Origin of the sequence: Burkholderia sp. Bp9031 (assembly GCF_003857965.1) — a bacterium.
GTDB classification, from domain to species: domain Bacteria; phylum Pseudomonadota; class Gammaproteobacteria; order Burkholderiales; family Burkholderiaceae; genus Burkholderia; species Burkholderia ambifaria_A.
Genome location: NZ_QTPW01000049.1, coordinates 25,682 through 38,253, shown reverse-complemented (window position 1 = coordinate 38,253; position 12,572 = coordinate 25,682). Strand labels below are relative to the sequence as shown.

At 68.4% G+C, this 12,572-nt stretch carries 9 protein-coding genes; 4 read left to right on the top strand and 5 right to left on the bottom strand.

Annotated elements, in window-relative coordinates:
* Positions 1-82 precede the first annotated feature (82 nt).
* Positions 83-547, top strand: coding sequence for a DUF2214 family protein (locus tag DIE15_RS34640; RefSeq protein WP_124835668.1), 465 nt, complete (start codon positions 83-85; stop codon positions 545-547).
* Positions 548-807: 260 nt separating this feature from the next.
* Here the strand turns inward: DIE15_RS34640 and gudD are convergent, their stop codons facing one another.
* A complete protein-coding gene (gene gudD, locus DIE15_RS34635; RefSeq protein ID WP_057927789.1) occupies positions 808-2,160 on the bottom strand; it encodes a glucarate dehydratase in 1,353 nt (450 codons plus the stop codon).
* Positions 2,161-2,521: 361 nt separating this feature from the next.
* On the opposite strand from gudD, the gene DIE15_RS34625 reads away from it, so the two are divergent.
* Complete coding sequence (locus DIE15_RS34625) at positions 2,522-3,283, top strand: FadR/GntR family transcriptional regulator (RefSeq protein WP_057927790.1); 762 nt, start codon at positions 2,522-2,524, stop codon at positions 3,281-3,283.
* A gap of 223 nt (positions 3,284-3,506) precedes the next feature.
* Here the strand turns inward: DIE15_RS34625 and DIE15_RS34620 are convergent, their stop codons facing one another.
* The 3 genes from DIE15_RS34620 to pdxY form a co-directional block, all read right to left on the bottom strand.
* A complete protein-coding gene (locus DIE15_RS34620) occupies positions 3,507-4,655 on the bottom strand; it encodes a branched-chain amino acid ABC transporter substrate-binding protein (RefSeq protein WP_057927791.1) in 1,149 nt (382 codons plus the stop codon).
* A 353-nt stretch (positions 4,656-5,008) separates the two neighbouring features.
* Positions 5,009-7,153, bottom strand: coding sequence for a phosphocholine-specific phospholipase C (locus DIE15_RS34610; RefSeq protein ID WP_124835667.1), 2,145 nt, complete (start codon positions 7,151-7,153; stop codon positions 5,009-5,011).
* A gap of 327 nt (positions 7,154-7,480) precedes the next feature.
* Positions 7,481-8,341, bottom strand: coding sequence for a pyridoxal kinase PdxY (gene pdxY / locus DIE15_RS34605; protein WP_057927793.1), 861 nt, complete (start codon positions 8,339-8,341; stop codon positions 7,481-7,483).
* Between the two features lie 174 nt (positions 8,342-8,515).
* Between pdxY and DIE15_RS34600 the strand changes: the two genes are divergently transcribed.
* On the top strand, positions 8,516-9,577 hold the full coding sequence (locus DIE15_RS34600) for an alpha/beta fold hydrolase (protein ID WP_057927794.1): 1,062 nt from the start codon (positions 8,516-8,518) through the stop codon (positions 9,575-9,577).
* A gap of 41 nt (positions 9,578-9,618) precedes the next feature.
* On the opposite strand, the gene DIE15_RS34595 is transcribed toward DIE15_RS34600, so the two are convergent.
* Entirely contained in the window at positions 9,619-10,617 is a 999-nt protein-coding gene (locus DIE15_RS34595; RefSeq protein ID WP_124835666.1) for an LLM class flavin-dependent oxidoreductase, read from the bottom strand.
* Between the two features lie 643 nt (positions 10,618-11,260).
* Here DIE15_RS34595 and hpnI point away from each other — a divergent pair.
* Positions 11,261-12,436 (top strand): bacteriohopanetetrol glucosamine biosynthesis glycosyltransferase HpnI, encoded by a 1,176-nt coding sequence (gene hpnI / locus DIE15_RS34590; RefSeq protein WP_124835665.1) that lies wholly within the window; start codon positions 11,261-11,263, stop codon positions 12,434-12,436.
* Positions 12,437-12,572: the final 136 nt, after the last annotated feature.

Genomic DNA, 12,572 nt, shown 5'->3' with positions numbered 1-12,572 from the left:
GCCGGATATAGAGACGCAGCCCATCCTGTCTGTCAGAAACGCAAGAAAGCTGTTGCAAACGGGACGCGTTCATATAGGCGCAATGATCGTCCGTTGGTTGCTGGCAGCCGTTCACCTGATGGCATTCGGCGTCGCGTTCGCCGCGATCGCGGCACGCAACCGCGCGTTGCGGCGGGTCATCGCGTCGGCGCAGGCCGCCGACCTGCCCGGCGTGTTCAAGGCCGATGCGGCCTGGGGATTGTCCGCGCTGGTGCTGATCGCGACGGGGCTCGCGCGCGCATTCGGCGGCTTCGAGAAAGGCGCTGCGTATTACCTTCACGAGCCGCTCTTTCACGTCAAGATGACGGCGCTCGTGTTGATCCTCCTGCTCGAGGTCGTGCCGATGCTCGGGCTGATCCGCTGGCGCATCGCCGCGCGGCGGCAGCAGATGCCCGATCTGGGCCGCGCACGAACCTATGTGCGGATCGGCCACTGGCAGGCCGTGCTCGTGATGGTGATCGTGTTTGCCGCGTCGGGGATGGCGCGGGGGATTGGGGCGGCCGGCTAGGTGCGGCCGGCTAGGTGCGACCGGCCAGGCATCGCAAGATAGGCATGGCCGGCCTGGCCTAGCCGGGCACGTTCGGCAGGCTGGCAGCGCGGGTTCCCGTTCCCGGGGCTGGTTCGATTGCAACCGAGATCGGCGGCGGCCTACCGGATTCCGATTCCGTGCCATGCCCGCCGCGTTTCCCGCCCGGCACCCGCCGATGCGCGGGCGAACCGAGGCACTCCTTTCCGACCGGACGGACCCGCCGCCCGGTTGCCGCGCGCTCAGCGCACGAGGCAGGGGCGCTTGTTGTTGAACGTCCACCCCGGGATCAGATACTGCATCGCAGCCGCATCGTCGCGTGCGCCGAGCCCGTGCTGCTTGTACAGCTCGTGCGCGTGCGCGACCGCATCCATGTCGATGTCGATGCCGAGGCCCGGCCGCTTCGGCACTTCCACGAGCCCGTTCTCGATCTTCAGCGGCTCGCGCGTCAGCCGTTCGCCGTCCTGCCAGATCCAGTGCGTGTCGATCGCGGTGACCTGGCCGGGCGCCGCGGCCGCGACGTGCGTGAACATCGCGAGCGACACGTCGAAGTGGTTGTTCGAATGCGAACCCCACGTGAGGCCCCAGTCGCGGCACATCTGCGCGACGCGTACCGAGCCCTGCATCGTCCAGAAGTGCGGGTCGGCGAGCGGGATGTCGACGGCCTGCAGCTGCACTGCGTGGCCCATCTGGCGCCAGTCGGTCGCGATCATGTTGGTGGCCGTCGGCAGCCCGGTCGAGCGGCGGAATTCGGCCATGACCTCGCGGCCCGAGTAGCCGTTCTCCGCGCCGCACGGATCTTCCGCATACGCGAGCACGTGGTGCAGGTCGCGGCACAGCCGCACGGCTTCGTCGAGCGACCACGCGCCGTTCGGATCGAGCGTCACGCGCGCTTCGGGGAAACGCTCGGCCAGCGCCGTCACGGCTTCGACCTCGCGCGCGCCTTCGAACACGCCGCCCTTCAGTTTGAAGTCGTTGAACCCGTAGCGTGCGTGCGCGGCTTCGGCGAGGCGCACGACCGCCTCGGGTGTCAGCGCGGCCTCGTCGCGCACGCGGCTCCAGTCGTCGGTCGCGCCGCGGCTGTCGCGATAGGGCAGCGCGGTCTTGGTGCGATCGCCGACGTAGAACAGATAGCCGAGCATCTCGACGCGCTCGCGCTGCTGCCCTTCGCCGAGGAGCGCGGCCACGGGCACGCCGAGATGCTGGCCGAGTAGGTCGAGCAGCGCGGCTTCAAGCGCGGTGACTGCGTGGATCGTGGTGCGCAGGTCGAACGTCTGCAGGCCGCGGCCGCTCGCGTCGCGATCGGCAAAGGTGCGCCGCACCTCGTTGAGCACCGCATGGTAGTTGCCGACCGGCTGGCCGACGACGAGCGCACGCGCGTCTTCCAGCGTGCGGCGGATGCTTTCGCCGCCCGGCACCTCGCCGACGCCGGTCCGGCCCGCGCTGTCCTTCAGAATCACGAGGTTGCGAGTGAAGAACGGACCGTGCGCGCCGCTCAGGTTGAGCAGCATGCTGTCGTGGCCGGCGACCGGAATGGCTTGCAGGTCGACGATGCGCGGCGTGTCGTGGGAAGGCGAGGCAGTGACGGCGTTCATGGCGGCGATGGCGAAAGAGTGGGCAATGCCGTGCGGCAAAATCTTTGCCGCGCGCGGCGGGAGGTGCGATCATTCGACAACCGACGTGCGAGGCGCGCAAGCCCCGCATGTCGACAGCAACCCGAAAGGGCGGGGGCGACCAGCTCGATGCCGGTGTCGCGCAGAAGCGCGAATGCCGGTCGATTGCGAACCACGGGACCCGGCGGGCGCCGATGCGCCGGCCTCGGTCAACAGGAGATCCGTATCGCGATCATCAGTCGTCGGATGACTTGTGACGCAGTATAATGAATCATCGACGTTCGCTCAAACCCCGCGTAAACCCTCGGCTCACACTACGATCATTCAAAAAGGAACCGGCCTCATGTCCGTGCCCACGCTTCCCGCAGCGCCGCGCCGTCGCGCACGCAGCCTCGCACAAGATGTCGTCGACGCGCTGACCGCGCAGATCGAAAACGGCACGCTGCGTCCCGGCGACAAGCTGCCGACCGAAACCGAAGTCATGGCGGCGCAGGGCGTCAGCCGCACGGTCGTGCGCGAAGCGATCTCGCGGATGCAGGCGAGTGGCCTCATCGAGACGCGCCACGGCATCGGCAGCTTCGTGCTCGAACCGTCACGCCGACAGACGCTCGGCATCGATCCCGCGACCATCACGACGCTGCGCGACGTCCTCGCGGTGCTCGAGCTGCGCATCAGCCTCGAAAGCGAATGCGCGAGCCTCGCCGCGCAGCGCGCGAACGATACCGACCTCGCCGCGCTGCGGCGTGCGCTCGACGCGATCGCGTCGGGGGCGGGCGGCGGCCGCGACACGGCGCAGCTCGACTTCCAGTTCCACCTGCAGATCGCGCAGTCCACCGGCAACCGCTATTTCGTCGACATCATGACGCAGCTCGGCGCGTCGATCATCCCGCGCACGCGCGTGAATTCGGCGCGCTTCGCCGGCGACGACCTCGAGCGCTACGTCGGCCGCCTCAATCACGAGCACGAGGACATCTACGAGGCGATCGCGCGTCACGACCCGGAAGCCGCGCGTGCCGCGATGCGCACGCACCTGACCAACAGCCGCGAGCGGCTGCGCCGCGCGCACGAAGCGGCCGAGGCGGAACGCGACACGCAGGCCAACTGACGCGTGGCCGCCGACACGGCCCACGCGTCGCCGCGGGCCGTGACATCTCTCGCCAAACATCAGTCATCGTATGAGATCGGTGCGATTGCACCGGTTCTTTCGCCGCCGGCACCACATTCGCCTGTTCCCGCAACGGGCCACAGCAGGCCGGGCGGTGCTCTCGCCACCGCCCATGCTTGGGCAGCCTGTTATCCAGGCTGCCCAGGTCGTCCATCCCGCCCGATCAGCCTCCCTTCGTCACGATGGTCTTCCACGCGCCGCTCTTCACCTGGTACAGCGTCGACATCCCGCTCTTCAGCGAGCCGTCGTTCGCGAACGAGATGCGGCCGGTGACGCCTTCGAAGTCGATCTTCTTCAGCGCCGGGCGATAAACCTTCGGATCGGTCGAGTTGGCCGCCTGCATCGCCTTGATCGCGGCCCATGCGGCGTCGTAGCCGAACTGCGCATACGACAGCACGTCGACGCCGAAGCGCTTCTTGAAGCGCTGCTCGAAATCCTTGCCCTGCGGCAGCTCGTCGAGCGGGCGTCCGTATTCCCACGCCATCGCGCCTTCCGCGGCAGGGCCTGCGATCTTGATGAACTCGTTGTCCTTCACGCCGCCGCCGCCGACGAACTGCGCGTTCAGGCCGAGCTGGCGCATCTGCTTGATGAAGTTCGCGGCGAGCGAATCGAGCCCGCCGAAGAAGATCAGGTCGGGATTCTTGCCCTTCAGGCTCGTGATCTGCGCACGGAAGTCGACCGCCTGGTTGCTGGTGAACTCGCGGCCGATGATGTTGCCGCCGGCCGCCTTCACGGCCTTCTCGAACTCGTCCGCCTCGCCCTGGCCGAACGCGGTGCGGTCGTCGATGATCGCGATGCGCTTCGCCTTGGTCACGTCGACCGCATACTTGCCCGCGTTGCCCGCGTTCTGGCCGTCGGTCGCGATCACCATGAACATGTTCGCGAGCCCGCGCGACGTGAGCGTCGGGTTGGTCGCCGCCGGGTCGATCACCGGCGTGCCGGCCTTGTCGTAGACCACCGATGCCGGAATCGTCGTGCCCGAGTTGAAGTGGCCGACCACCACCGACACGTTCTGGTCGACGAGCGCCTGCGCGGCCTGCACGCCGATGCGCGGGTCGGCCTGGTCGTCCTGCACGACGAGGTTGAAGTGAGCGGGCTTGCCGGCGATCTGTATCTTCTGCGCGGCGGCATCGTCGAGCGCGAGTTGCACGCCGTTCTGGAGATCCTTGCCGTAGCCGGCGTTGACGCCGGTGAGCGGCGCGGCGAAGCCGACCTTCACGTCGGTCGTGTCGGCGGCCTGGGCGGCCTGCTGCGAGAGGAGGGCAAATGCGGATACGACCGATACCGACAGCAGGGAATGACGGAATTTCATGTTCTTTCCTCTTGTTCTACACCAGCGGGTGGGTACCGCACGCAGCCGGCGGGCCGGGCGCGTGCGACGGGTGGGCGGTTCGACCGCTTCTCGGAATCGGGCGGGGAGGTCGGCATGCTGATGATTCCCGGAAGAATCTCCCGTCAGGCTCTGCGAGGAGCCCCGATCGTCTCGATTTATAGGTCGCCGATATGCACGGGTCTTGGCAATTTGCAGCGCAATCTGTGCGGATTTGCGCATAGCTTCCGCGCGTGCACGGGCGGCCGGTATCCGGAGTTTCCCGTCACGAACGGACGGGCGGCAGGGGGGGCGGACGGCGCGGCCCCGGCGGGGCCGCGCCGCGTTCGCCGTCGTCAGTCGGACTGCGCGTCCGACGCTGCTTCGGCGTCGTCATGCGACGCGTTCGTGCGGATCGCCGGGTCGCTCGTGCTCGGGCGGCCGGTCTCGACGTGACCCGCGAAACGGCGCAGGAAGCCGAGCAGGCGGCCGTCGCTGACGGTGAGGTCGTACCAGCCGTGGCTGCCGCGCAGATCCCAGTAGTCGTCGACGTGCGCGCCCGGTGCGAGGTCGAACGTGCGCGCGCGGCCGTGGCCGTACGCGTTCGTCACCTTGAGCCGCACGGCCTTGTGGCCGCGGTTCATCAGGCGCAGCGTGATGTTGCCGTTCGCGACGTCATAGCCGTAGATCACCTCGGGGTTCACGTTCGCGCTGCCGATGCCGGTCGCGAACGGGCCGCGGAAGTGGCAGTAGAAGCCGTTCGGGCCGTACACGTCGAGATCGTACAGGCCGAGCGACGCCGCGGCGCTCCACGTATCGGCGATCCGCTTGCCGGCTTCGACCGTATACGCCCACGGGCCGTCGAGGCGGTTGCGCGACTGCACCTGGAATGCCGCCCCCGCGCGGCCGGTGTTCGCGAAGGTCAGCCGGAACTGGCCGTTCGCGGCTTCGACGCGGCCGTGCACGAACAGCTCGTACGGCAGCGCGCGCGCCGGGCGCAGCCCGGCCTCCTGTTTCGGCAGCGCCTGCAGCACCGGCGGCACCGGGATGTAGTCGGGGTGGCGCAGGCGGTCGGGCGGCGCATAGCCGCTCGTGTCGGGCAGCGTCGGCCAGGCGGCGTCGGCGGTCGCGAAGTCGAACGCCGAGGTCAGGTCGCCGCACACCGTACGGCGCCACGGCGATACGTTGGCGGCCGTCACCGGATACTGCGCGCCGAAGCGCGCTTCGATGAATTGCAGCAGCGACGTGTGATCGAAGGTTTGCGAGCAGACCCAGCCGCCCTTGGTCCACGGCGACACGACCAGCATCGGCACGCGCGGGCCGAGCCCATACGGGCCGGCCATGTGCGACGCGTCGCCGGCGAACACCTCGTTGGTCGTCGCGACCGTCGACAGCCCGTTGTCGCGCGACTGCGGCGCGAACGGCGGCGGCACGTGGTCGAAGAAGCCGTCGTTCTCGTCGTAGGTGACGAAGAGGGCGGTCTTGCTCCACACGTCCGGATTCGACACGAGCACCTTCAGCACCTGCTCGATGTACCACGCGCCATAGTTGGCCGGCCAGTTCGGGTGTTCCGAGTACGCTTCCGGCGCGCAGATCCACGATACCTGCGGCAGCGTGCCGTTCTTCACGTCCTGCTCCAGCACGTCGAACAGCGTGCCGCCGGCGCTGATGTTGGTGCCGGTGCGCGCCTTGTCATACAGCGGCGTGCCGGGCAGCGCGGTGCGGTACTGGTTGAAGTAGAGCAGCGCGTTGTCGCCGTAGTTGCCGATGTACGGGTTCTGCGTCCAGCCCCACGAGCCGTTCGCGTCGAGCCCCGTGCCGACGTCCTGGTAGATCTTCCACGACACGCCGGCCTGCTCGAGCACTTCCGGATAGGTCGTCCAGCCGTAGCCCTTTTCCTCGTTGCCGAGCACCGGGCCGCCGCCCGTGCCGTCGTTGCCGACGTAGCCCGTCCACATGTAGTAGCGGTTCGGGTCGGTCGAGCTCGGGATCGCGCAGTGATACGCGTCGCAGATCGTGAACGCATCGGCGAGCTGGTAGTGGAACGGGATGTCGTCGCGCTTCAGGTACGCCATCGTCGTGGTGCCCTTGTTCGGCACCCACTGGTCGTAGCGGCCCTTGTTCCACGCCGCGTGCATGTCCTGCCAGCCGTGCGGCAGGTCTTGCAGGAACTGCAGGCCGAGCTTGTCCGCGCCCGGGTGGAACGGCAGCAGTTCGGCCGCGCCGACCGGCTGATGGAACACCGACTTGCCGCTCGCGAGGCGCAGCGGGCGCGGGTCGCCGAAGCCGCGGACACCGCGCATCGTGCCGAAGTAATGGTCGAACGAGCGATTCTCCTGCATCAGGATCACGATGTGTTCGATGTCGCGGATCGTGCCGGTACGGCGGTTCGCGGGAATGGCGAGCGCATCGCGGATCACGGGCGGGAACAGGTTCAGCGCGGCGGCGCCGGCGGTGCCGGCGGCGACGCGCAGGAAGTCACGACGGTTCGATCGGGTCATGGTCGTTATCGTGCGTAAAGGGAGGAGCCGGTTGGCGGGACATGCGGAAAAGTCGGCGCGTCAGGACGCAGGATGCGGCTGCACCGATCGTGCCGACGCGAGCATAGCGAGGAATCGGTGTCATTCATGTGAAGTCCGGAAACGTTTGCACGCGCGGACCGGACGGGGCTTGGACGGCGTTGCGCCGACGATCGAACGGGGCGAGGAGCGAGGCGGCGGCGCGCATGGCACGCCGAAGAGGCGAGAGGATGCCGGGGAATACCGCGGGATACGGTGGTAATGCAGTGGCGATACGGGCAGTGGCGATACGGCGGTGATGCGAACGCGTCAGGCGTCGGTCACCCACGCGCCGAACCATTCGCTCGGGCGCGCGATTTCGTCCTGCGCGGCGACGAGTTCGAGCTCGTAGCGGCGCGCATCATAGGTCGCCTTCACGACCGCGTGCACGGCCGCGAGCGTGTGCTCGAACGCGGCGCGCACCGAGTCGCCGCGCAGCCGGCAGGCGACGAAAATGGCGCTGGTGAGGTCGCCGACGCCGACCGGGTGGCGTGGAAACGCATACAGCGGTCGCTGGCCGATCCACGCTTCGGTTTCGGTGACGGCGAGCATGTTGAAGCGGTCGGCCGGGCTGTTGCGGTCGTGCAGGTGCTTGACGAGGACGATCTTCGGGCCGCGGCGGATCAGCGCGCGGCAGGCGTCGACGGCTTCGGCGACGGTTTCGATGCGTCGCCCGGCGAGCTTCTGCAGCTCGGTGTGGTTCGGCGACATGCCGTCCGCGAGCGCCGGCATTTCCTGGACGATGAATTCCTCGACGCCGGGTTCGGGCCGGATGCCGCCCGTCTGGCCCATCGCCGGATCGCAGAAGTACCACGCGTTCGGGTTCGTCGCCTTCACCGAGCGGACGATCTCGACGGCCGCGCGCGCTTGCGGCGGCGAGCCGAGGAAACCGGACAGCACCGCGTCGCAGCGCTTCAGTGCGCCGATTGCGGCGATGCCGTCGACGAGCTGCTCCATCTTCGCGGCGTCGATCGCGCTGCCGGCCCAGTGGCCGTACTGCATGTGATTCGACAGCTGGACGGTGTTGAGCGGCCAGACGTTGACGCCGAGGCGCTGCATCGGGAACACGGCCGCGCTGTTGCCGGCGTGTCCGTAGATGACGTGCGACTGAATGCTGAGGACGTTTTTCATGGGTGTCCGCCTGCAGGCGTTTCAGGGTCACGTCACACGATACCCGAGTTCGTCGCACACGCGGAAGTCGCGCGGCCATCGAGTGTTGCGCGCCGTCGTCAACCCGACCGCGTAGAATCGCAGGGCGCGAAGCCGCCCGGTTGCCCGCACGCATTTCCCATTACCGTGATCGTCATGCCTTCGATTTGCAAGATGTTGTCCCTCGCGTGTGCCGCCGTGCTCGGTGCAGGCGTCGCCACCGCATGCGCGACGTCAGTCGCAGCCGCCGTCCCGGCACCGGCCGGCAACGACGGGCCGGCGTACGGCCCGCGCCTGGAAGGCTTCGCCTATCCGGAGCCGGTGCACCGGTACGCGTTCGTGTCGCAGCGCGAAACGCTCGAGATGATGTACATGGACGTGCAGCCGGCGCACCCGAACGGCCGCACCGTCGTGCTGCTGCACGGGAAGAACTTCTGCGCGGCGACCTGGGAGGACACGATCGGCGTGCTGAGCCGCGCCGGCTATCGCGTGATCGCGCCGGACCAGATCGGCTTCTGCAAGTCGTCCAAGCCCGAGCGCTACCAGTACAGCTTCCAGCAACTCGCGCGCAACACGCATGCGCTGCTCGAGTCGATCGGCGTGAAATCGGCGACGATCGTCGGCCATTCGACGGGCGGGATGCTCGCGATGCGCTACGCGCTGATGTACCCGAAGGCGACCGACCAGCTCGTGCTGGTGAACCCGATCGGCCTCGAGGACTGGAAGGCGCTCGGCGTGCCGCCGCTGCCGGTCGACTACTGGTACGCGCGCGAGCAGAAGACGACGGCGGACGGCATCCGCCGCTACGAGCAGGCGACCTACTACGCAGGCAAGTGGGCGCTGTCCTACGAGCGCTGGGTGCAGATGCTCGCCGGCATGTATCGCGGGCCGGGCCGCGACGCGGTCGCGTGGAACTCGGCGCTGATCTACGACATGATCCTCACGCAGCCGGTGGTCTACGAACTCGGCGCGATCCGCGTGCCGACGCTGCTGCTGATCGGCGACAAGGACACGACCGCGATCGGCAAGGACGTCGCACCGCCCGACGTGCACGCGAAGCTCGGCCATTACCCGGAACTCGCGAAGCGCACGCAGGCGGCGATCCCCGGCGCGCAGCTCGTCGAATTCCCGGCGCTCGGGCACGCGCCGCAGATCCAGGACCCGGACGCGTTCCACAAGGCGCTGCTCGACGGGCTGGAAGCGGTGCGCCCGCAGTGACGTAACGGCGGGCGCACCCGCCGGCGCGGGCGCCCGTCGGTTCAGCGGCTTTCGTTCGCGAGTTCGTCGCGGATCTGCGCAGCCAGCTCGAACGAGCGCACCCGCGCGGCGTGATCGTAGATCTGCGCGGTGATGATCACCTCGTCCGCGCCCGTCTGCGCGATCCGGTCGCGCAGCTTGTCGCGCACCGTGTCGCGCGAGCCGACGGCCGCGAACGACAGCGCGTGCGCGACGTTCGCGAGTTCGAACTCGCTCGCCTCGAGCACGTCGACGGGCGGCGGCAGCTTGCCCGGCGTGCCGCGGCGCAGGTTGATGAACTGCTGCTGCAGCGACGTGAAGAGGCGTCGCGCCTCGTCGTCGGTATCGGCCGCGAACACGTTGACTCCCACCATCGCATGTGGCTTCGGCCACGCGGCCGACGGCCGGTACTGTGCACGATAGAGCTCGAGCGCGCGCATCAGGTAGTCCGGCGCGAAGTGCGACGCGAACGCGAACGGCAGCCCGAGCATCGCGGCGAACTGCGCGCTGAACAGGCTCGAGCCCAGCAGCCATACGGGCACGTCCAGCCCCGCACCGGGCACCGCGCGCACGCGCTGGCCGGGCACCGGTTCCGCAAAGTAGCGCTGCAGCTCGGCAACGTCATCCGGAAACGAGTCGGCGCTGCCGATCAGGTCGCGGCGCAGCGCGCGCGATGTGGTCTGGTCGGTGCCGGGCGCGCGGCCGAGCCCGAGGTCGATGCGCCCCGGATACAGCGACGCGAGCGTGCCGAACTGCTCGGCGATCACGAGCGGCGCATGGTTCGGCAGCATGATCCCGCCCGAGCCGACGCGGATCGTCTTCGTCGCGCCCGCGACATGACCGATCACGACGGCGGTCGCCGCGCTCGCGATGCCGGGCATGTTGTGATGTTCGGCGAGCCAGTAGCGCCGGTAGCCGAGGCGCTCCGCGTGCTGCGCGAGATCGACGGTGTTGCGGAAAGCCTGCGCGGCGTCGGCACCGGCGGGAATAGGGGCGAGATCGAGTACGGAAAACGGAATCATCGGGGGTGGCCTTCGAAAGGGGCGGGCGCGGTGATGCGCATGCGCAACAGATGCCGACGATTTTGCCAAAGGGTTCCGGAACGCGCTGGCGACGCGCGGATACCCATGCGCCTTTCAGGGGTGCAAGGTGGGATGTCGTGATCGTTGCAAAAATCGATCTAATCGTCGATTAATTACCAATCTTTACGGCGATTGGACGTGTCTTCGCATCGGCGTACAAATTTCCACGAAAGGTTTGATTTTCAAGACTGCAATACGCCTGCAAAGCGCTTACGCTAGCGTGAACGTCGTGGCACCAGAAGGGTCGGCCGGCCGCACAGCTTTGCCGAAATCGCACAAGTCCGTTTCGTGCGGTACCCGAGCGTGGGTGGGCTCGGGCTGCTAAAATCCGGCGCCTGTCCATGTTGTGCCGATGGTTGCCATTCGAATCTTCCCGCACCCCGTCCGGGCGTCGCGCGAGGATGTGCCACGCGAAGCCGGGGATGGCCCCTTTCGGGGAATGGGCCGTGCCTCCCCATTACACAGACGCTGCTGGAACAAGGAGTCGGGTCGTGCCCGCGTTCGTTGCTGTCGGAATACACAATCACGTTCAACCAGGTTCGATCGATCGGCAGGGCGTCCGCGTCGCCGGGGGGCGTCGCGCATGACGCCGACCGTCACGCTGCTCGACTGGCTCCTGATCGCGTTCACGCTGGCCGCGGCCGGCTATGCGCTCGTCGCGGCGTTCACGCCCGGAGCACGCACGCCGCGCACTGCCGCGCGCGACGGGTTCGAGCCCGTCAGCGTGCTCAAGCCGCTGTGCGGCGCGGAGCCGCATTTGTACGAGAACCTCGCGACGTTCTGCGAGCAGCGCCACCCGCGCCATGAAGTGCTGTTCGGGGTCGCGTCGGCGGCCGATCCGGCCGTCGCCGTCGTCGAGCGGCTGCGCGCCGATTATCCGGAATGCGACATCACGCTGGTGATCGACGCGCGCGTGCACGGCAAGAACCTGAAGGTCAGCAACCTGATCAATCTCGCCGAACGCGCGAAGTACGGCCGCATCGTGATCGCGGACAGCGACATCGCGGTGAAGCCGGACTATCTCGAGCGCGTGACGGCGCCGCTCGCCGACGCGTCGGTCGGGGTCGTCACGTGCCTGTATCATGCGCGCAGCGTCGGCGGTTTCTGGACGCGGATCGGCGCGCAGTTCGTCGACGCCTGGTTCGCGCCGTCGGTGCGGATCGCGCACCTCGGCCGCTCGAGCCGCTTCGGTTTCGGCGCGACGCTCGCGCTGACGCGCGACACGCTCGACCGGATCGGTGGGTTTCTCGCGCTGAAGGATGAGCTTGCCGACGATTTCTGGCTTGCGGAACTGCCGCGCCGCCTCGGGCGACGCACCGTGCTGTCCGAGGTCGAGGTCGCGACCGACGTGATCGAGCCGTCGTTCGGGCCGCTCTGGCACCGCGAGACGCGCTGGCTGCGCACGATCCGCTCGCTGAACCCGACCGGCTTCGCGTTCCTGTTCATCACGTTTACCGCGCCGTGGCTCGCGGTCGGCGCGGCGCTCGCGCTGCGTCTCGACGGCACCTTCGCCGGCACGCTGGCGGGTGGCGCGGCCGTCGTGGGCGCGTTCGGGCGGCTGGTGCTGCACGCGCGCGGCGAGGACGGCTGGCGTGCGTTCTGGCGCGATCTGCCGCTCGTCGCCGTGCGCGACACGCTGCTCGCGCTCGAATGGCTCGCGGCCGCGTTCGGCACGCACGTCGTGTGGCGCGGCGCGAGGATGACGGTCGTCGGCGGCGAACGCGCGACGGCCGCGGTGGAAGGCGTGGACGGCCGCTAAGGTACGTTTCCCGAGGGAGCGGCCATGCGCCCGTTCCCGATCGAATTCGGCCGGAGGGCCGAGACGCGCCGCGCGGCCACGCCGCGCGACGCGACATGACAGAGAGGCGGGCGCCGGCAGGGCGGCCCGCGGTTTA

Bases quoted from the DNA above. Each gene is read 5' to 3' on its own strand.
- gudD (WP_057927789.1), bottom strand. From the start codon at position 2,160: ATGAACGCCGTCACTGCCTCGCCTTCCCACGACACGCCGCGCATCGTC.
- DIE15_RS34620 (WP_057927791.1), bottom strand. From the start codon at position 4,655: ATGAAATTCCGTCATTCCCTGCTGTCGGTATCGGTCGTATCCGCATTT.
- DIE15_RS34595 (WP_124835666.1), bottom strand. From the start codon at position 10,617: ATGATTCCGTTTTCCGTACTCGATCTCGCCCCTATTCCCGCCGGTGCC.
- hpnI (WP_124835665.1), top strand. From the start codon at position 11,261: ATGACGCCGACCGTCACGCTGCTCGACTGGCTCCTGATCGCGTTCACG.
- DIE15_RS34600 (WP_057927794.1), top strand. From the start codon at position 8,516: ATGCCTTCGATTTGCAAGATGTTGTCCCTCGCGTGTGCCGCCGTGCTC.
- DIE15_RS34640 (WP_124835668.1), top strand. From the start codon at position 83: ATGATCGTCCGTTGGTTGCTGGCAGCCGTTCACCTGATGGCATTCGGC.
- pdxY (WP_057927793.1), bottom strand. From the start codon at position 8,341: ATGAAAAACGTCCTCAGCATTCAGTCGCACGTCATCTACGGACACGCC.
- DIE15_RS34610 (WP_124835667.1), bottom strand. From the start codon at position 7,153: ATGACCCGATCGAACCGTCGTGACTTCCTGCGCGTCGCCGCCGGCACC.
- DIE15_RS34625 (WP_057927790.1), top strand. From the start codon at position 2,522: ATGTCCGTGCCCACGCTTCCCGCAGCGCCGCGCCGTCGCGCACGCAGC.